The organism is Bradyrhizobium sp. S3.7.6, from assembly GCF_054061875.1.
On record NZ_JBSSEQ010000001.1, the window covers coordinates 1,243,797 to 1,263,930 of the forward strand.

At 62.1% G+C, this 20,134-nt stretch carries 16 protein-coding genes and 1 tRNA gene; 14 read left to right on the top strand and 3 right to left on the bottom strand.

Going from position 1 to position 20,134, the window contains the following annotated elements:
• Positions 1 to 60: 60 nt before the first annotated feature.
• Positions 61 to 546 (bottom strand): (2Fe-2S)-binding protein, encoded by a 486-nt coding sequence (locus ACVJ5M_RS05905; RefSeq protein WP_063980504.1) that lies wholly within the window; start codon positions 544 to 546, stop codon positions 61 to 63.
• Positions 547 to 878: 332 nt separating this feature from the next.
• Between ACVJ5M_RS05905 and ACVJ5M_RS05910 the strand changes: the two genes are divergently transcribed.
• The 5 genes from ACVJ5M_RS05910 (at position 879) to ACVJ5M_RS05930 (ending at position 9,701) form a co-directional block, all read left to right on the top strand.
• A complete protein-coding gene (locus ACVJ5M_RS05910) occupies positions 879 to 2,918 on the top strand; it encodes a methyl-accepting chemotaxis protein (RefSeq protein WP_231143781.1) in 2,040 nt (679 codons plus the stop codon).
• Between the two features lie 234 nt (positions 2,919 to 3,152).
• Positions 3,153 to 5,186, top strand: coding sequence for a methyl-accepting chemotaxis protein (locus ACVJ5M_RS05915; RefSeq protein WP_063980506.1), 2,034 nt, complete (start codon positions 3,153 to 3,155; stop codon positions 5,184 to 5,186).
• Between the two features lie 502 nt (positions 5,187 to 5,688).
• A complete protein-coding gene (locus tag ACVJ5M_RS05920) occupies positions 5,689 to 7,176 on the top strand; it encodes an MFS transporter (RefSeq protein WP_063980507.1) in 1,488 nt (495 codons plus the stop codon).
• A gap of 3 nt (positions 7,177 to 7,179) precedes the next feature.
• Positions 7,180 to 8,001: a trehalose-phosphatase gene (gene otsB, locus ACVJ5M_RS05925; RefSeq protein ID WP_063980508.1), complete on the top strand. Its 822-nt coding sequence runs from the start codon at positions 7,180 to 7,182 to the stop codon at positions 7,999 to 8,001.
• Between the two features lie 236 nt (positions 8,002 to 8,237).
• Positions 8,238 to 9,701, top strand: coding sequence for a trehalose-6-phosphate synthase (locus tag ACVJ5M_RS05930; protein WP_028170078.1), 1,464 nt, complete (start codon positions 8,238 to 8,240; stop codon positions 9,699 to 9,701).
• A gap of 37 nt (positions 9,702 to 9,738) precedes the next feature.
• Here ACVJ5M_RS05930 and ACVJ5M_RS05935 read toward each other — a convergent pair whose 3' ends face one another.
• Positions 9,739 to 10,080, bottom strand: a complete 342-nt coding sequence (locus tag ACVJ5M_RS05935) for a hypothetical protein (protein WP_063980509.1) — start codon at positions 10,078 to 10,080, stop codon at positions 9,739 to 9,741.
• 196 nt (positions 10,081 to 10,276) lie between these two features.
• Here ACVJ5M_RS05935 and ACVJ5M_RS05940 point away from each other — a divergent pair.
• Positions 10,277 to 10,366 (top strand) — tRNA-Ser (locus ACVJ5M_RS05940).
• Positions 10,367 to 10,514: 148 nt separating this feature from the next.
• On the opposite strand, the gene ACVJ5M_RS05945 is transcribed toward ACVJ5M_RS05940, so the two are convergent.
• Positions 10,515 to 11,477 carry a helix-turn-helix domain-containing protein gene (locus tag ACVJ5M_RS05945; RefSeq protein ID WP_187387879.1) on the bottom strand — a complete coding sequence of 321 codons (963 nt, stop codon included), beginning with the start codon at positions 11,475 to 11,477 and terminating at the stop codon, positions 10,515 to 10,517.
• Positions 11,478 to 11,777: 300 nt separating this feature from the next.
• On the opposite strand from ACVJ5M_RS05945, the gene ACVJ5M_RS05950 reads away from it, so the two are divergent.
• From ACVJ5M_RS05950 to ACVJ5M_RS05985, 8 genes are all read left to right on the top strand, one after another.
• Entirely contained in the window at positions 11,778 to 12,311 is a 534-nt protein-coding gene (locus ACVJ5M_RS05950; RefSeq protein ID WP_187387880.1) for a PaaI family thioesterase, read from the top strand.
• Positions 12,312 to 12,468: 157 nt separating this feature from the next.
• Positions 12,469 to 13,329: an SDR family oxidoreductase gene (locus ACVJ5M_RS05955; RefSeq protein WP_063980533.1), complete on the top strand. Its 861-nt coding sequence runs from the start codon at positions 12,469 to 12,471 to the stop codon at positions 13,327 to 13,329.
• Between the two features lie 96 nt (positions 13,330 to 13,425).
• Positions 13,426 to 13,848, top strand: a complete 423-nt coding sequence (locus ACVJ5M_RS05960; RefSeq protein ID WP_063980534.1) for a tautomerase family protein — start codon at positions 13,426 to 13,428, stop codon at positions 13,846 to 13,848.
• Positions 13,849 to 13,925: 77 nt separating this feature from the next.
• Positions 13,926 to 14,357, top strand: coding sequence for a hypothetical protein (locus ACVJ5M_RS05965; protein ID WP_231143783.1), 432 nt, complete (start codon positions 13,926 to 13,928; stop codon positions 14,355 to 14,357).
• 171 nt (positions 14,358 to 14,528) lie between these two features.
• Positions 14,529 to 15,881, top strand: coding sequence for a glycosyltransferase (locus tag ACVJ5M_RS05970; protein WP_063986012.1), 1,353 nt, complete (start codon positions 14,529 to 14,531; stop codon positions 15,879 to 15,881).
• 131 nt (positions 15,882 to 16,012) lie between these two features.
• The gene (locus ACVJ5M_RS05975) at positions 16,013 to 17,296 is read left to right on the top strand and encodes a multidrug effflux MFS transporter (RefSeq protein ID WP_354100027.1); all 1,284 of its coding nucleotides are present in this window, start codon (positions 16,013 to 16,015) and stop codon (positions 17,294 to 17,296) included.
• A gap of 23 nt (positions 17,297 to 17,319) precedes the next feature.
• Positions 17,320 to 18,543 carry a cytochrome P450 gene (locus ACVJ5M_RS05980; RefSeq protein WP_354100026.1) on the top strand — a complete coding sequence of 408 codons (1,224 nt, stop codon included), beginning with the start codon at positions 17,320 to 17,322 and terminating at the stop codon, positions 18,541 to 18,543.
• Between the two features lie 138 nt (positions 18,544 to 18,681).
• Positions 18,682 to 19,740 (top strand): HAD family hydrolase, encoded by a 1,059-nt coding sequence (locus ACVJ5M_RS05985; RefSeq protein WP_063980537.1) that lies wholly within the window; start codon positions 18,682 to 18,684, stop codon positions 19,738 to 19,740.
• The last annotated feature ends 394 nt before the right edge of the window (positions 19,741 to 20,134 follow it).

Here is a 20,134-nt window from a genome sequence, read left to right on the forward strand (position 1 = left end):
CTTTGACTGCGCTTTCCCTCGAAAGCGGCAGCGGTGGTTCTTTATTCGAGGCGCGCCGATTTACTCGGCCGCCTGCGAGACCTTCATGCGCCCGGCTGCGTCCAGCACGGCCTTGACGATGTTGTGGTAGCCGGTGCAGCGGCAGATATTGCCTTCGAGCTCTTGGCGCACGGTGGGCTCGTCGAGCTGGCCGCCATGGCGGTGCACGATGTCGATCGCCGACATGATCATGCCCGGCGTGCAATAGCCGCATTGCAGGCCGTGATTGTCGCGGAAGGCGGCCTGCATCGGATGCAGCTCATCGCCCTTGGCGATGCCTTCGATGGTGGTGACGCTGGCGCCGTCGGCCTGGCCGGCCAGCATGGTGCAGGATTTCACCGCCTTGCCGTCCACGTGTACGACGCAGGCGCCGCACTGGCTGGTGTCGCAGCCGACATGGGTCCCGGTGAGGTTGAGGTGATCCCGCAGGAGTTGGACCAGCAGCGTGCGGTCCTCGACGTCGACGGCAACGGCCTTGCCGTTCACCGTCAGTTTGACTGTAGACACGGAATATACCTCCCCGGATTGATTTTGATTGTTTCTAATTAGAGACCGCCGCCCCCTGACATTGCAACTAGGATTTTGGTCACGCCGGTCATGGAAAAGTTATCGATCCTGACGAGCGGGCAATGACTTGGGCCGGCGAAGCGGGTCGACCGCCGCAAAATGGTCGGCCCATGTGGGATGCCAGCCGTCATCCCATCCGGTCGGCTTTTGGCCGACAAAGCCGGAAATTGCGCAGGTGCGGCGAATTTACCGCCCTTTATCCATTCTGCCCTAGTTTTGCGCATCCGGCGGGGCGCCTCCGGATCACGGCTGAATAGAAAATGGGGGTTGGAATGTCCGGGCGTATCGCGTCGCCGTCGAAGCGTACAATATTTCCGACCCTCCGGTTCCGCGCCAAGATCATCCTCGGCTTCGCCGCGGTGCTGGTGATCTCCGCCGGCAGCATGGCTTTCTCTTATTTCGGTTTCGAGCGGGTCTCGGCCGGGGTCGGGTCCTACCGCAGCAGCGTCACCGAGGCCGATCTCGCCCGCAACATCGACCGCGAGCTGCTCGCCTACCGCTCGGCAGTCCGTTATTTCGTCGTCACCGGCAAGGAGGACGATGCCAAGGCAGCGCTGGACGCCGAGACCGGCCTGAAGAGCGCCATCGACCAGGCGGTCAAGAGTGCCCAGAAGCCGGCGCGGCAGGAGGGCCTCAACAAGCTCGCCAAGGAATTCTCCAACTTCTCCGCAACCTTCGCAAAGGTCCTCCAGGCCAAGCGCGACAGCGCGCTGCTGGTGCAGAACCAGCTGACGCGCCAAGCCAATCTCCTGAAATACAAGCTTGACGATATCGGCAACAATGCCTCCGATTCCGAGGCGCAGTCGATCGAGTTCGGCACCAAGCAGGTCAACGCCCAGTTCCAGACCGCGAGCGCGGCGGCGACCAATTTCGTGCTGACGTCCGACCAGGCGATCGCGACCAGCGCGCTGGCGCGGCTGAAATTCGTCGAGAATTCGCTCGGCGCGGTCTATTCCATGGACGACAAGATCGTCGCCGGCCTGAAGGACGCCAAGACCATCCTCGTGGCCTATCGCGAAGCGCTGGAGAAGCTGATCGCCAACGCCAAGATGGTGGATGAGCTCGTCACCGAGATGAGCGGTTCTGCCGGTGCGATCCTGCAAGGCGCCACCGCCATGAAGGCGGACCTCGTCGCCGAACAGCAGCGGCTGGATTCGGAGTCGGAAGCGACCATCGGACGGACCGAGCAACTGGTGCTGATGCTGGCCGTCGGCGGCACGCTGCTCGGCGCGATCCTCGCCTTTCTGCTCGGCACCGGCATCTCGCGTCCGATGATCGCGATGTGCAAGGCGATGCGCGAGCTCGCGTCGGGCAATTTCGACGTCGTGCTGCCGGGCCTCGGCCGCAGGGACGAGATCGGCGAGATGGCCGGCGCGGTCGAGGAATTCAAGGTTCAGGCCGTGGCCAAGGCCGAGCGCGACGCCGCCGCCAGCGAAGCCCAGAACAAGGAACTGGCCACCGCACGTCGTTCCGAGCTGATTCGCTTCGCCGATGACTTTGAAAGCGCGGTCGGTGCCATCGTGTCGAACGTGTCGGCTTCCGCTGTGCAGCTCGAATCGGCGGCGTCCACACTGACCCGAACCGCCGAAACCACGCAGACCCTGTCGAGCCAGGTCGCCGGTGTCTCCGAGCAGGCCTCGAGCAACATGCAGTCGGTCGCAACCGCGACGGAAGAGCTTTCGGCCTCCGTCGAGGAGATCGGCCGCCAGGTCCGCGATTCCAGCCGCATCGCGGAAGATGCGGTGGTTCAGGCCAAGGAAACCGACGGCCGGATCGGCAAGCTGTCGCACGCCGCCCAGCAGATCGGCGAGGTGGTCAAATTGATCACCGCGATCGCCGAGCAGACCAACCTTCTGGCGCTCAACGCCACCATCGAGGCGGCGCGTGCCGGCGAGGCCGGCCGCGGCTTTGCCGTGGTCGCCAGCGAAGTGAAGTCGCTGGCCAGCCAGACCGCGAAGGCCACCGACGAGATTTCCTCGCACATCGCGGGCATGCAGGGCGCGACGGCCGAGTCGGTCGCCGCGATCAAGGAGATCGGCGCCACCATCGGCAAGATTTCGTCGATCTCGACCTCGATCGCGAGCGCCGTGGAAGAGCAGGGCGCCGCGACGCAGGAGATTGCCCGCAGCGTCCAGACCGTCGCGCAGGGCACCCAGACCGCCGCCACCGACATCGGCCAGGTCAACCGTGGCGCCGCCGAAACCGGCTCGGCCTCGGAGGAGGTCCTGAATTCGGCCAAAACCCTGTCCAGCGAAAGCACCCGCCTGCGCGCCGAGCTCGACCGGTTCATGGGGAATATCCGGGCGGCATAAGGCTCGGCCGCGTCCGAAGCCGCTGCCGTCGCGTCACTCTCGGCTGTCGTCCCGCGAAGGCGCGTGAGCGCGGGGACGACAGCCGAGTGCGCATCTCCCCGCGTCACCTAACCGCAAGTTGCGACGCCATAAATTTACCGCCGCTTATCCTTTGCACTCTACCGTGCTCACGAGTCAGGAAGCGGGCTGCTTCCGGGCTGCGCCTGGTTTTCCGCGAATGGAATGGGGTGGGGAATGCCCGTCAAGTCGACGCCGAACACATCGAAGCTCTTCACCCTGCGTTTTCGTGCAAAAATCATCCTCGGCTTCGTGGCGGTGCTGGCCATCCTCGCCGTCAGCATGGCTTTCGCCTATTTCGGCTTCGAGCGGATCCAGGCCGCCGTCGCCTCCTACCGGGCCAGCGTGTCGGAAGCGGACCTCGCGCGGACCGTGGACCGCGAGCTGATCGCCTATCAGGGACTGGCGCGGGCCTATACGCTAACGGGCGCGACCGATGACGAGACCGCGGCCAAGGCCGCCGAAGAGAATCTGAAGGGCGCGATCGCCAAGTCGGTGGCGGCCACGACCGGCGCGGCGCGCCGCGAGCAGGTCGGCAAGCTCGAGGCCGAATTCCAGCGCTTCACCAAGGTGTTCGGTGAGATCATCACGTTGACCCGCGAGAACAACAAGATCGCCGCCGACGAGCTCAACAGCGTCGGCAACAAGATCCGCTTCAAGTTCGACGATCTCGCCGATACGGCCGCGCTGGCGGGCCTGAACTCGGTTCAGACCACCGCCAAGGACGTCACCTCGCAATATCTCGCGGTCTCCACCTCGGTCAGCGCCTTCGTCGCCAAGCCGGAGCCGAAGACCGCCGACGGCGTGATCGCCCGCATCAAGTTTTTGGAGACCCTGCTGGTCTCGATCTATGCCAATGACCAGAAGATCACCGACCGCGTCACCGAGATCGGCAACCTGCTGAAGCAGTACCGCACCTCTTTCTCGAAGCTGACCGAGAACGTGAAGATCATCGTCAAGTTGAACGGCGAGATGACCAAGACGGCGGCGGGCATTCTCAAGCTCTCGGCCGAGTTGCGGTCCGATCTGACCTCGGATCAGCAGCGCATCGAAGCGAGCGCCAACTCCACCATCACCGAGACCGAACGGCTGATGCTGATGATGGCGCTCGGCGGCCTCGCCATTGGCGCCGTGCTGGCCCTGATGCTCGGCAACGGCATCTCGCGTCCGATGATCGCGATGTGCAAGGCGATGCGCGAGCTTGCGTCCGGCAATTTCGACGTCGTGCTGCCGGGCCTGGGCCGCAAGGACGAGATCGGCGAGATGGCTGGCGCGGTCGAGGAATTCAAGGTTCAGGCTGTCGCGAAAGCCGAGCGCGACGCCGCCGCCAGCGAAGCCCAGAACCGCGAGCAGGCCGCAAGCCGCCGCTCCGAGCTGATTCGCTTTGCCGACGATTTCGAGAGCGCCGTCGGCGCCATCGTCTCCAACGTCTCGGCCTCGGCCGTGCAGCTGGAATCGGCGGCCTCCACGCTGACCCGCACCGCCGAGACCACGCAGAGCCTGTCGAGCCAGGTCGCCGGTGTCTCCGAGCAGGCCTCCAGCAACATGCAGTCGGTGGCAACCGCGACGGAAGAGCTCTCGGCCTCCGTCGAGGAGATCGGCCGCCAGGTGCGCGACTCCAGTCGTATTGCGGAAGCTGCCGTGGTGCAGGCGAAGGAAACCGACGGCCGCATCGGAAAACTCTCCCATGCCGCGCAGCAGATCGGCGAAGTGGTCAAGCTGATCACGGCGATCGCCGAGCAGACCAATCTTCTTGCGCTCAACGCCACCATCGAGGCGGCGCGCGCCGGCGAGGCCGGCCGCGGCTTCGCCGTGGTCGCCAGCGAAGTGAAGTCGCTGGCGAGCCAGACCGCGAAGGCGACCGACGAAATCTCCTCCCACATTACGGGGATGCAGGGCGCGACCGCCGAGTCGGTCGCCGCGATCAAGGAGATCGGCGCGACCATCGGCCAGATCTCGTCGATCTCGACGTCGATTGCGAGCGCCGTCGAGCAGCAGGGCGCCGCGACGCAGGAAATCGCCCGCAGCGTCCAGACCGTTGCGCAGGGCACACAGACCGCAGCCACCGACATCGGTCAGGTCAATCGCGGCGCCGCCGAAACCGGTTCGGCCTCGGAAGAGGTGCTGAACTCGGCCAAGACGCTGTCATCCGAAAGCACGCGCCTGCGCGCCGAGCTCGATCGCTTTATGGGCAATATCAGGGCCGCGTAAGGCTCGCCGCGCGTCAGGCGCTTGGCGCTTGAAGACCTCGCTATCGCCTCATACTCCGCTGTCGTCCCGGACAAGCGCGCCCTTAGGCGCGCGCCGATCCGGGATCCATACTCCCAGCGGATAGTTGAGACGGACGGTGGTAACTCCAAGTCTTCGCCAAACCACTCCCTGTGGTTATGGTCCCGGATCTGCGCTTCGCTTGTCCGGGACGACGGGGGGTAAAGAGCGCGAGTCTCACTCCCTCCCGAACGTCCGCTTCAACTCCACCTTCGCGCGCTCCAGGTTTTGCGCGAATGTGTCGTCTTTCTGACGTGAGCCATGCGTCAACTCCCAGCGGCTCCATCGGAAACGGACGATCCCAAGCGCTGTTCCCGCGGGAACCCGCCTTTGCCGCAGGCGTTGTCGCAGGTGGCAGGCGGAATGCCGCACCTCCATGATCGGAACGCCCCTGTCCACACCATGTGAACCGGGGCCGCTTCCATTGGTTAGACCCAGCAACGCGATGGAATTGCAGCAAAGCCCAGCGCTGAATTATGGACCTGCAGTCTCTGCGGCGGTCGCGGCTGACCGCATCATCGAGACCAGCATTCCCGCGCGGCTCGATGCGCTGCCGTGGAGCGGCTTTCATACCCGCGTCGTGCTGGCGCTCGGGATCACCTGGATCCTCGACGGGCTCGAGGTGACGCTGGCCGGCGCGCTCTCCGGCGCGTTGAAGCAGAGTCCGTCGCTGCAATTCTCCAATCTCGATCTCGGTATCGCCAATTCCGCGTATCTTGCCGGTGCGGTGCTCGGCGCGCTCGGCTTCGGCTGGCTCACCGACCGCATCGGCCGCAAGAAGCTGTTCTTCATCACACTGGCGCTTTATCTCTCCGCGACCGCCGCGACCGCCTTGTCGTGGAATGTCGCGAGTTACGCGCTGTTTCGTTTTCTCACCGGCGCCGGCATCGGCGGCGAATACACTGCGATCAACTCGACGATCCAGGAACTGGTGCCGGCGCGCTATCGCGGCTGGACCGACCTCGTCATCAACGGCAGTTTCTGGATCGGCGCGGCGATGGGCGCGGTGGCGGCCATCGTGCTGCTCGATCCCGCATTGATCGGTCCCGATCTCGGCTGGCGCCTCGCCTATCTCATCGGCGCGACCCTTGGCCTCGTCGTGCTGTTGATGCGGATGTGGATTCCGGAGAGCCCGCGCTGGCTGATGATCCACGGCCGGCCCGACCAGGCCCACGCCATCGTGGACGAGATCGAGCGCTCTGTGATCGGGCATGACCGGCATGCGAGCGATGGCCGCTTCACGAAAATACGCCTGAAGATGCGCGACCACACTCCGATCAGGGAGGTCGTGCACACGCTGTTCTTCGTCTATCGTCAGCGCTCCCTGGTCGGCCTCGTGCTGATGAGCGCGCAGGCGTTCTTCTACAACGCGATCTTCTTCACCTTCGCGCTGGTGCTGACCGACTTCTACGGCATCAGCGCCGAGCATGTCGGCTGGTATCTCCTGCCGTTCGCCGCCGGCAACTTCCTCGGGCCGCTGCTGCTCGGCCGCCTGTTCGACACGCTCGGCCGCCGCGTCATGATCACGTTTACCTACGGCGTATCGGGCGTGCTGCTGGCGCTCTCGGGCTATCTGTTCTCGATCGGCGCGCTGAGCGCGCAGGGGCAGACCATTGCCTGGATGGTGATCTTCTTCTTTGCCTCGCCCGCCGCGAGCGCGGCCTACCTGACCGTCAGCGAGACGTTCCCTCTGGAAGTGCGCGCGTTGGCGATTGCAGTGTTCTACGCGGTCGGCACCGGCATCGGCGGCGTGATCGGGCCCGCGCTGTTCGGCGCGCTGATCGACACGGGATCACGCACCAGCGTGTTCGCGGGCTATTTGCTGGGGGCCTTCCTGATGATCGTGGCTGCGATCGTGGCCTGGCGCTACGCCGTCGCCGCGGAACGCAAATCGCTCGAACAAATCGCGCGGCCGCTTGCCTTTATGGAGTAGACTATGAAATCGGAACTCGCGGAATTGGATCAGAAGCGCCCCATGGTTGACGAAGAAGCGCCCGACGCGGTGCCGGTGCCGCATGCGCTCGTGCCGCATCTGGGGGAGACCGCGATCCTGCTCGACATCGACGGCACGCTGCTCGACCTGATGCCGACGCCGCGCGAGGTGTGGGTGCCGCCGGGCCTGTCGGAAACGCTGAACCTGTTGACCGAGCGCACGTCCGGCGCGCTGGCGATGGTCAGCGGCCGTTCGCTCAACGACATCGACCTGATCTTCGCACCCGACGTGTTTCGCGCGGTCGCCGGTCACGGCGCGGAAATGCGCCTGTCGGTGGGCAATGAGGCCGACGACGTGCACGCGCCGCCGATGGACAAGGAGCTGAAGCGGCGCCTGGCTGCGATCGCCAAGCTCAGCCCCGGCATTCTGCTCGAGGACAAGGGCTATTCGCTGGCGCTGCATTATCGTCTCGCGCCGCATGCGGAGAAGGCGATCTTCGAAGCCGTCTCGCTGATCCGCGCCGATCTGCCCAATGCGCCGATCGAGGTGCTGCCCGGCAAGTTCGTTTGCGAGATCAAGCATTCCGGCTTCACCAAGGCCACCGGCGTGCGCGAATTGATGAAGCATGAGCCCTTCAAAGGGCGCCGTCCGATCTTCATTGGCGACGACGTTACCGATGAGACCGTGTTCGCGATCATGCCCGACATGAACGGGCTGTCCTTCTCGGTCGGTCGCCGCGCCATCGGCGTCAACGGCCATTTCGATGAGCCGAAGGATGTGCGCGCGTTCCTCGCGCGTCTGCTCGACGACACAAGGTTGGAATAAGGCACCGACACCTCGGGGCCACATTTGTCGCTCGCGTGGTTCGCTTGCGCGCGCAATTCATGCTGGGCAACACAGTCACGAAAACTGACTTTGTTGAGCGAAACCGCCGGGTTCCCAGCAGAAAAACTGGTTCCAACGCATGTGCCTGATTTTGGTTTCATTTCGTACAAATGATGGACAGGAACCATATTGATGAACAGCAGTTAAACGGGTTGGAATGAAGGAGGGGACGACCTGTGAATTTAGTCGTCGTTTCAAATCGAGTTGCGCGCGGTAAACCCAACGAGCCGATGACGGGCGGCTTGGCTGCGGCATTGCTTCCCGTGGTGGAACATTCGGGTGCTATCTGGGTGGGTTCGTCGGGCCGTGTGCGCGACGGCCATCAGAAGGAACCGTTCGCCGAGATCGAAGCGCTTGGCTCGGGTGCGATTGCGACGCTGGATCTGCCGGCGGCGCACTACGGCGGCTATTACGAAGGCTTTGCCAATTCGGCGCTGTGGCCGGCGCTGCATTCGCGCAGCGATCTGATCCGCGTCTCGCGCGACGACTATGTCAGCTATCGCGAGGTCAACGCCTTCATGGCGCGCGCCTTGATGCGCTTCCGGAAAGCGAAAACGGCTTTCTGGGTGCAGGATTATCATTTCCTCGCGCTCGGCGCGGAGCTGCGCGATCTCGGCGTCGATGATCCGATCGGCTTCTTCCTGCACACGCCGTGGCCGGTCGCCGCGGTGATGCAGGGCGTGCCCAATCATCGCGAGCTGATCACGGCGATGCTGGCCTACGATCTGCTCGGCTTCCAGACCAATGAGGATTGCCAGAATTTCCTCGGCTATGTCGCGGGCGAACTCGGCCTCGCCGTCGAAGACGGCGTTGCGATCTCGCAGCATGGCCGTACGCGTTGCGAGGTCTTTCCGATCGGCATCGATGCGGAGAAGTTCGCAGCTTACGCCGCGAAGTCGGCCTCGCATCCTGACGTGTCGCGGCTGCGCCGCAGCCTCAACGGCGAGCGGCTCGCCATCGGCGTCGACCGGCTCGACTATTCCAAGGGTCTCGTCAATCGCATCAGCGCGTTCGACCGGCTCTGGACCGAGCATCCGCAGTTCGCGCGCAGCATCTCGCTGCTCCAGATCGCCAACCCCTCGCGCGGCGCGATCGAGGCCTATGGCAATCTCCAGAACGAGGTCGCGCGTCTCGTCACCGACGTCAACGGCCGCCACGGCGAGGTCGACTGGACGCCGATTCGCTACCTCAACAAGGGCTTCAGCCAGACCGTGCTCGCGGGTCTCTACCGCACCGCGCAGATCGGCGTGGTGACGCCGCTGCATGACGGCATGAACCTCGTCGCCAAGGAATATGTCGCCGCGCAGAACCCGGCCGATCCCGGCGTGCTGGTGCTGTCGAAGTTCGCCGGCGCCGCCAACGAGCTCGAAACGGCGCTGCTGGTCAATCCGCACGACATCGACGGCATGGCGCGCGCGATCGCGGTTGCGGCCGCGATGCCGCTCGCCGAGCGCAAGATGCGCTGGGACGCGATGATGAAGAAGCTGCGCGGCCACACCATCCAGCAATGGTCCGCCGACTTCGTCGCCGAGCTGGAGAAGTGCCGGACCGAAAAGGCCGTCGTCGCGCCGCTCGAGACCCAGCCGCCGCAGGCACTGCGCTGGCTGAAGTCGGCGATATCAGGTGTGCGGCTGATTTAAGCTCGCTTGCTCTCCCCGTTCTCGCGGGGAGAGGCGCTCAATAACAATACGACACCCCGTCCAAAATCGCGCATTGCCGCTTGTTCGGCGCGTTGGGATCGTCCAGCGGCACCATGCCCTTGCCCTGGCCGACGAACACGCCGGGTCCGACATGCACCGAGCTCTTGTTGCCGATGATCACGCTCGGATGCGGCGAGGCGTTCGAGCGCGTCCCGTCCGGCCAGATGATGGCATCGCCCGAAAGCACCCCGCGCCGCCCGTCGTCGCAACTCACGTCGACGCCCTGCCGGGTGCAGACCTGCGCGGCGGCCGACGCGGCAAAGGCGGAGCCAAGGGCCGAAATCAGGCCCAGCGCGACGATGGTCTTTTGGATGGTCATGGCGTCCCCGGTCGTGTTTGGCGGTCTTGAGTGAATCGTCGCGCCAAACCCGCTTCCGGTTCAGCCTTTGAGCGGTTCCGAAGCGCCAGCTGGCGCCAGATATTGTCTTTCAAATACAATATCTTACGGAAAATTCACCCGATTTCCCCGCGATCTCTTGCAAAATCATCGGCTCCCCTTCAAGAGAGGGCGCTCCGGAGAGATGGCCGAGTGGCTTAAGGCGCACGCTTGGAAAGCGTGTGTGCGGGAAACCGTACCGTGGGTTCGAATCCCACTCTCTCCGCCAGCTCCTATCGAAATGCAAGGTAGATCTCTGTTTTCGACGGTCGCCCCCCCGGATTGCTTCTGGGCGCGACAGGGGTTGGAAAGCGAGATCCTTTCTGAATTCGGTCGAGAGCCGAGCTTAACTGCGCTTGCCTCTGTTTCTGCAGCCTTCACACCCGTGCGCTGTCGTTACCGGTGGCGCCTGCTCCGACGGCGCCCGGCGCGGTGCCGAAACGCCGGCGGAAGCCGCGCGCAAAATGCGTGTAGTCGCGAAAGCCGCAGGCGTAGGCAATATCGCTGAGAGGCTGACCTGTCTTCATCAACGCGCGTCGTTCGATCAGACGCGCCGCATGATCCAGACGGGCCGAACATATGTGGTGACCGCATGTCGACCCACGGGCCGTGAACAGCTTCTGCAAATAGCGCAGTGAAATTCCCGCCTCGGCAGCCACCTCCCGCGGAGAGATGTCCGGATCGGCAAAGCGGTCCTTTATGATGCCGCAGACGCGCATGAACAGCTTGTCGTTGTGACGCGAGCCAAGCGGGGCGGGAGGTGCAAACAGTGCGCCGAGGAGATCGTAGACCACCAGATGCATAAATTGATCAGTCGACGCGAACGCCGGTTCTGCATCGCTGATCGGGTCAAGAGCGAGTTGACAGAGCAGACGTGACGCTTGCGCCTGCCGAGGACCGCACACGCCACCCTGCGGTTCGAAGCCGAGATGCGACGCCAGCTTCTGGCGCGGCACTTGCACACCAAGCCATTGCGCGCTGTCTTCGGCCCGCGAGATGAATGTCACGGGTTTTGTGGAATCGAGCAGGATGACATCGCCAGCAGTGATATTTACGACTCGGTCGTTGTGAATGATGATCGATTCGCCGGTATCCTGAACTGTGACGAAATAGTACTCCATGTTATCACGGCGAATGTCCTGTTCCGTCCGCTCAAGGCGGGTAGCGCTGCAGGTGAGATCCACTGCAGCGAATCCGAAGACGCGCCGCGTGCGCACCTTGCTGGCGAAGATGTTGGTTTCGCGAGCAGGAGTAAACCATCCCCAATCCTCGCGCATTGCAGATCGGAAACCGTCATAGTCCAATTCTGGAGCGCTGAGAAAATCGTCGTTCGGGCGCATCATCACCTCCACGGGTCTTGGTAAAACGAGCCTTGGCAAGCCTAATCGCACGGTTTGTAATGGCCTGCGCCGGAAACCACGGGCAGACGTCGATCAAGCTAGCGTGGCCCGGGACGAGTCCCACTCAACTCTGCGTCACGCCAAATCACGCCCCCGAGATCGTGTCAGCATCGCCGCGAGGCGCGCCAGGCGGTGCGCGCCAGTACGGACGATTGGGCGCGATCGTCTCACGACACCTGAGGTCCAGCCGCCTAGATTCCGATCCTGGTAGTCACGCTTTGACGAGAATCGGAGGCAACAATGATTGCAGAAGTTCAGAATACAATGACGCTAACGGGGAACCGGGCTCTTGTGACCGAGCAGGCAACGCAAAACGAGTCCGATCCTGCCTTGGGAGTTGGGCGGCTTGGAATTCCGGTTCCGCTTCATTGTTTGCCCGTGACGGATGCCACCGTTCTTGAGTTGTACGAATATGTTTTCGCGCCTTGGGTGAAAATGCTCGGCCTTCGTGAGTTCAAGGTCTGCCCGGGCATCGTGTCCGCGATGCTTCCACAAAATGATGCGCTCAAATTGTCAAGCTGTGCGGTGTGTGGCCAGGCAATTATGGCGGCCATTGACTCGGTTGCATCACTGTCCGCGGGCACGACGGGGCGCATCACTAAAGGCACCGTGTATCAGCACACTCACTTCCTGCGTCCAGCCGTCAACGATGACTATCATGTACGAGCGGAAGCATTGCGCTTTGGCAAAGCGTCGGCCTTCACGGAAACCCGCGTTTCGTTTGCGTCTACGGGAACGTTGGTTGCACACGCCAGCCTGGAATTCGCCTTCTGACTCGCATCCAAGGCTTCATCACCCCAACCCGCCGCTCCTGACGTCTGTTGAAGCTCGTTCTCGGACATCCCGGTCGCGGTACTCCGCCAGTTCCTGACCAGCCATACCGGCTGATCATCTCGCATTGACCCGCAACCCTCACCACCGGAGGCAAACCATGACCAGGACTATTCTCATCACCGGCACATCGAGCGGCTTCGGCCGCGAAACCGCGGAAAGGCTGGCGCGCGACGGCTATCGCGTGTTCGCCGCGATGCGCGACATCGCCAGCCGCAATCGCAGGCACGCCGACGCGCTACGAAGCCAGAAAATAGGCGTCGTGGAACTCGACGTTACCGATGACGGCTCGGTCGATCGCGCCATTGCTTCTATCCTCGCCGAGGCCGGCAAGATCAACGTGCTGGTCAACAACGCCGGCATTGCGTCGGTCGGCGTGACCGAAGCCTTCACGGCGGATCAGGCGAAGGCGATCTTCGACACCAACGTCATCGGGCTCCTCCGCGTTACACGGGCAGTGCTGCCTTCGATGCGTCGGGAGCGCGACGGCCTCATTATCAACATGGGCTCGGTCCTCGGCCGCGTGACGTTCCCCTTCGTCGGCATCTACGGCGCGAGCAAGATGGCGATCGAAGCTTTGACCGACAGCATTCGGCTGGAGGTCTCCCAACTCGGCGTAGACGTGGTGGAAGTTCAACCTGGCGCTTACCCGACAAGCCTGTACTCGAGCATCCAGAGGCCTGCCGACGGCGACATCACGAAGTCCTACGGCGAGGTCGGCCAGATTCCCGACGCCATCTACAAGACCTTCACGTCAATGCTGCAGGGAAAGAACGCTCCGAAGCCTCACGACATTGCCGAGGCCGTCGCCAAGCTCGTCGGCCAGGCGAAGGGCAGTCGCGCCGCTCGGACGGTGGTGGGCACGTCGTTCGGTGCTGACAAGATCAATGCCGACATCGCGCCCGTCCAGAAGGCCGTCGTCGACGGTCTGGGCCTCGGGCATCTCGAAGAACTCGCGTGATGGAGCGTTCCGGGTCGGCGCCTGCCGTCGACCCGTCCTCACGCGGCAGCATGCTGGCGGGCGCGCCCTGCCAGGAGCTTAACAAGGAGAACTCAAATGCCTCTGTGGCATATTTACTGCCCGGAAAATGCGTACTCAGCCGAGGACAAGCGCGCGCTTGCGACGCGTATCACGGACCTCTACGCGGATGTCGGCCTGCCCCGGTTCTATGCAAGCATTGTCTTTCACGAATTGCCAAAGAACTCGTTCTTTGTCGGCGGAAAGGCAACGAACGATTTTGTCCGGATTTGGATTGATCAGATTGCTCGCGCAACTGCTCCCGAGCGGCGAGCGTGGTGGCTGGAGCGCGTCAACACTACGCTCAATCCCTTCGCACGCGAGCGGGGTTATCGCTGGGAGGTCCACATTGACGAAACGCCAATCGATTTCTGGACCATCCAAGGAATGAAGCCGCCTAACCCCGATTCTGAGGCTGAAAAGCACTGGGTCAAAGAGGACCGCCCGTCAGCATATAGCTGAGTGTGGGCGCAGCCTTCAGCGAGCCGATCGCAGCAATGGGTATCAATCCGCCAAGCTTCGGCGGCGCGAACGCCTAAATGCCGAAAGGCGCGGGCGGACGCAATACGCCCGGCCGGCTCGTCGCAGTGTTCTTCAGCCTCGACGTTTTACAGGTTTTATGTCGCAACCCAAAGGAGATCGCTATGTCGATCCGTAGCATGTTTGTAGCCGCAGCATTCGCCTTGGCCTCTCTGGAGGCCGCCCACGCCGATGGCCTGCGTCCGATTGATGGTATGAGCATCGACCTCGGCGAAGTGTCCGGTGTCGCCTACTACACCGTCGGGCGCGACGGATTCCATGTTGTCACGACCCTCGCACAAGGCATGGCGGGAACGCCGATCCGTATTGTGTCTGTTCTTGCACCGGGTCAGCGTGTGGCGTTCTCAACACCGTACCAGGCAGATGCGCTCGAAATCAGCCGGAACGGCGACAGCGTGCTCGTCCGCAAGGTGAAATCGGTCTCGAACTAAATTTCGAGCGAATTGGCGCCTTCTCACGATGATTCCAATGCGGAAAGGGGACGGGCGAACGCAATGCCGCCCGGCCGGCCCGCCGCAGTGCTCTTCAGCCTCGACGCCTTACAGGTTTTGCGTCGCAATCCAAAGGAGATCGCTATGTCGACAATCGGACGAGACGATCATATGAAGATTCTCGTCGTTTCGACCCCCATGACCGGCCATCTCAATCCGCTGCTTGCGATCGGCCACATCTTGATCGCGGAGGGCCACGAACTTGCCTTTTTGACCGGGAGCCCCCTGCGTAGCCGTGTCGCGCGGTTCAAAGCAAATTTCTGTCCGCTCCCCAAAGAGGCGGATATTAATGCAAACGAAATTGTCATGTCCGACGAAGTAAAGGCCGCGCCACTCGGGCCACAATGGCGGCGCTTAGTAATCGAACGCCTCTTCGTCGATCCCATTCCCGGTCAGCACAGCGGCATGCTCAAGGTCCTGCGGGAATTCCCCGCCGACGTCATCATCGGCGACGACATGTTTTTTGGCGTCCTGCCGATGCTGCTCGGACCGCGCTCGAAACGCCCGCCCATCGTTCTTTGCGGCACATCCATCTTGCACTGGCAACGCGACGACAAAGCGCCAGTTTTTGCGGGTCTGCCGCCCGCAGCCACCCGAGCGCAACTCGACGAATATGCCGCCTTCGCGCGAGAACAGGACAAGATCGTCGACGGGCCTCTCGGCCTTTGCGTCAATCGGTACCTGAGGGAGCTGGGCGTTGGACCGGTGACCAAGCCTCTCTTTGAATCCGTCGTAGAGCTTGCAGATGCCTATATGCAGCTGACGGTGCCGCGTTTTGAGTTTCCACGCGATATCCCTTCCTCGGTGACTTTTGTTGGCACCCCTCCGATTATACCCAACCAGGTCCCGCTTCCGTCGTGGGCGCACGAACTGGACGGCTCGCGCAAGGTTGTGCTGGTGACGCAGGGTACGTTGGCAAACCACGATTTCGACCTGTTGATCGCGCCGGCGCTCGCGGGACTCGCGAACGAACCTGACTTGCTTGTGGTCGTCACAGCAGGCGGTCGCGCGGTCGGCGACATTCCCGGCCCAATTCCCGGCAATGCGCGTCTCTCCAGCTATCTGCCGTTCGAGTGGCTTCTGCCCAAGGTCGACGTGCTCGTCACCAACGGTGGATATGGGAGTGTCAACCAGGCGATGAGCTTTGGAATTCCGCTTGTGACCGCAGGGTTGACGGAAGACAAGGCGGACGTGAACGCGCGTGTGGCATGGTCCGGGGTCGGAATCAATCTTGCGACCAACAATCCGACACCGCAAGCGTTGCGCGAGGCCGTGCGGAGCGTGCTCGACAAGCCGGACTATCGTTCGGGTGCCTCAGCTATGGCCGACGAGTTCAAGACGATCGACACTCGCTCCGAAATCCTGCGGATCATCAACCAAGTCGCGCAAGGGTCGAATGAGATAAGCGACCCGGGCGGCACCACGGTCGCTAAGCAAGGTCGACGTGTCGCCGCCAATCGGTGACTTGCTTCCGCTCCCGGGAAGGATGGAAGGTTGATTCTTCCGTCCTTCGTCTGGGAGGCGATCGATATCTCCGCGGACACGCGCCGCATCTGACGACGCGCGGGATCAGCAACGTATCGGATATTCAACCCATGCGTATTCAACCCGCATCGTTTGCCTTCACGCTGTTGCTGGGCCTTCTTGCCTCAGTTCCGTATTCGGGCATTGACATGAGCTTACCGGCACTGGCGGCCACTGTCGCCGCTCTCGGCGCGCCGCCCGCGGATGTCGGCTTTACGATGAGTGTTTTCATGCTCAGTCTGGCGACGGCGCCGCTTGTCTATGGGCCGGTATCCGATCGGTACGGTCGCAGGCCCATCGTGGTATTCGGCGTCACGCTCTTTGTCGTCGGCAGTCTCGCTTGCGCGCTCGCCCAATCATTGCCGGTGCTGCTGGTGTGCCGCTTCGGCCAAGGCTGCGGCGCGGCCAGCACAACGTTGACGTTTGCAATCATCCGCGACCTGTTCGAGGGGGATAATGCGCGTGCGAAGATGGCCAACGTTGTCATTGCCATAAATGTAGTCACATTGATCGCGCCGACCGCTGGCGCGGCTCTACTGGCGCTGGGCAGCTGGCGCCTGATTTACACGATTCAGTTCGTAATGGGTCTGGTTTTGTTGATCGCATTGGTCACCGGCTTTGCCGAAAGTGCAAAGATCGATCAGACCAATCGCCTTGCACCATCAATCATTGGCCGCAGCTATCTTCAAGTCCTGAGGCATCCGATCTCGTTCGCATACATTCTGGTCGGTGCAGCCGCCGGCGGGACCGTTATGGCTTATGTCACCGGGTCCTCCCTGTTCTTCATCAACAGCATGGGGCTACGGCCTAATCGGTATGGCCTGATTTTCAGTGCGTGCTCCGGATCGGTCATGGCCGGGGCTTTCCTCGATCGCCGGCTCGTCGCTTGGAACGTCTCACCAGCTTATGTGCTGATGAGGGGTTTGACAGTCTCGGCGGTGGCTTCAGGGCTATTGCTTGCCACGACACTGGTCGGCTGGGTACCGCTACTCCTTGTTGTTTCACTTCTGGTCGCTGTTGGTCTTGCCTTCGGATTGACCATACCGAACGCCATCCGCGCGACGATGCATCCGTTGCCGCAGATCGCCGGCGCGGTAGGCGCTGTGTCCGGAAGCATTCAGATGATGGCAGGCGCCGTCTCAAGCGGGCTCGTTGCGTGTCTTTATGACGGACGATCAGCGCTATCGATGGCCGCGGTCATGACGCCGTGTTCGCTTCTGGCGCTGGCCTCTGTCCCGCCGAGCGTCGCGTTTTCGCAAGTTAGCGTCATGCCCGCGCTGGATGGCCTCGATCACCTTCGGCGACGATGCTGCCATGCGCGGAGGCTTCGCTCGTTCCAAGCCGATCGGAACTAAACCCTAGCGAAAGGACGAGATCCATGAGTAACGACGAGACTGCGGTGCCAACGGGAATTTCCCTGACCCACTTGGATCCCGTCTTTCGGGAGCGGCCAGACGAATATCTCGATATGCTGAGGTCGCGCGAGCCGGTGCACCAGGACCGGATGTTCGATCGGGTGGTGCTGACCCGTGCGGTCGATGTCGATGCCGTCATGAATAATCGCGAACTGGCCTCCGATCCACGGAAATCCCGCCCGGGTTCGTTCTCTCGGGTGCAACTGAAGGTGGATGAGACATTTCAGCCGCTCATACTGCATATGGATGACCCGGACCATAAGCGCCTGCGCTCCCTGGTCGTCAAGGCGTTCAACCAGGTCGCGGTCGATGCGATGCGCCCGCGTATCACTGAGGTCGCATGCGGCTTGCTGGACGACATCGACGATCCATCCTGCTTCGATATTATGGAGGCTTATGCCCGACCGTTGCCGACGATCGCCATCGCGCTGATGTTGGGCGTCGATACCGCCCGCTGCGACGACTTCAAGCAGTGGTCTGACGGCAAACTACAAATGTTCAACCCGCAACGCACGCCGGAGCAGGAGGCCATCCTGGCATCCTGCAATGCTGCTCTCACCAGCTACTTCGCTGAGGTAATCCAAAAGCGTCGTAAGGAACGACGGGCCGATCTGATAAGCAGCCTGATCGACGCCGAAGAGGACGGCGAGCAGCTCGACGAAGCGGAGATCACAAACGTTTGCCATAGTTTGCTCTTTGCGGGCAACGTGACGACGACTGATCTTATCGGTAACGCCGTACTAGCCCTGCTACAGCATCCCGGTGAACTCAGCAAACTGCTCGCTAATCCGAGCCTGGTTCGTAGCGCCGTCGAGGAAGTGTTGCGCTATGACGCGCCAGTCGTGCAAGGCACTCGGATCGCAACCGAAGCGATGCAGATCGACGGGTGCCCGGTCGCGGCGGGGCAGACGATCAATGCCGCGCTCTACGCAGCGAACCACGACTCAGAGGCGCATCCCGACCCAAAGCGGTTTGACATCGAACGGCCGGATAAGCGTCACATCTCATTTGGCGGCGGCGCTCATTTCTGTCTTGGCGCGCCATTGGCCCGGGCCGAGGCACAGATCGCTCTTTCGGTGCTTTTCGAGCGGTTCCCGAAGCTCCGCCTGAGTGCCGAGCACCCCTTGGAGCGCCGGACGATGCTCAACTTCAATGGATTAGAGGCGCTTTGGGTGCGCGCGGACTAGCACTGCGTTCCAGTCACCATGAGCCTTTGTCCCCCACGGCCGACCTGATGGCGCTTGCAAGCCCCATCAGCAGTGCGGACCGTCGCATTTCACCGAACATGCTCACACCCGATGTATTTGAACTAGGAATAGCCGACCATGAAAGAAACTATTCTGCGCTCCGGCATCGACCGTCGCACCCTGCTCACGACGTTGGCGCTGCTTCCAGCCCTATCCGCGCCGCCCTTATCCGTCTCCGCGTTGGCCCAGACCGCTTCGAGCGGCCCATTGCCATCGTGGAATAACGGATCCGCCAAACAAGCGATCCTCGACTTCGTCCGAGACACGACAGACCGGGCAAGTCCGAAGTTCGTGCCTCCCGAGGAACGCATTGCCACTTTTGATCAGGATGGCACGCTTTGGGTGGAGCAGCCGATTTATAGCCAAATGGTGTATTGCCTCGACCGGGTCCCGGTGTTGGTCGCGCAAGAGCCGGCGCTAAAGGACGTTGAGCCATTCAAGACGGTGCTCTCGGGAAACCGGGAAGCGATAGCCGGGCTTTCGATGCGAGACCTCGAAAAGATCGTCCTTGCCACGCTCGCCGGCATAACAACTGACGAGTTCGAGGCCGAAGGAAAGAAATGGCTTTCCTCCGCGAAGGACCCACGCTGGAAGCGGCCCTATACCGAACTCGTCTACCAACCGATGCTGGAGGTGATGACCTACCTGCGGGCGAATGGCTTTAAGACCTACATTGTCACAGGCTTCGGTCAGGATTTTGTGCGCCTGTATTCACAGCAGGTCTACGGCATCCCACCGGAGCAGGTGGTCGGGTCGGCGCTTGCCGTCAAATATGATTATGACAAGGACGGCAAGCCGGTCCTCATTAGTGAACCCAGGCTCATGCTGTATGACAGCGCTGCCGGGAAACCGGAGGGCATTCACTTGATGATTGGTCGGCGTCCGAACGCTTCATTTGGCAACTCGACTGGAGACCAGCAGATGCTGGAATATACGGGTGCCGGGGAGGGCGCGCGACTATCGATGCTTGTACTGCACGACGATGGAATACGTGAGTACGCTTATGGTCCGGCGCAGGGGCTGCCCTATACCAAGATCGGTTCCTTCACCCCCGCGCTCTACGCTGAGGCCAGGAAGAAAAACTGGACCATCATCAGCATGAAGAACGACTGGAAGAATATCTTTTCGTTCCAATAGCTGATGGCTGAGTTGGTGGCGCGACGTGGCAGTGAGCGGTGCGTGCCAGTACCGGTGAAAGGGCGCCGGCGGCTCACGACATCCAGCTTCCAGAGTCTTAGCTTCATTCACAGCATCGAATCTAAATCGTGTTTGGAAGACAAATGCCCCTGTCAGTCATATGGCTCGTCACGTCCTTTGCGATCAGGCTGCTAGTCGTTCACTTCAAGCTCGCCATCCTTCTCAGGTCTCGCGCGAAGGCGCGTGTTCGGGGACCGGGCACCCAAGGGCGCGAGGGCGGGCGAGACGTCGTCCTGGCTGATGAAGACCTCTCGCCAAATGGATACCCGTGCGGACCATCTCCTGCCCGCACGAACAGTCGCTTGCGGCTGAAGTGAAGGCGTTGAAACCGAGG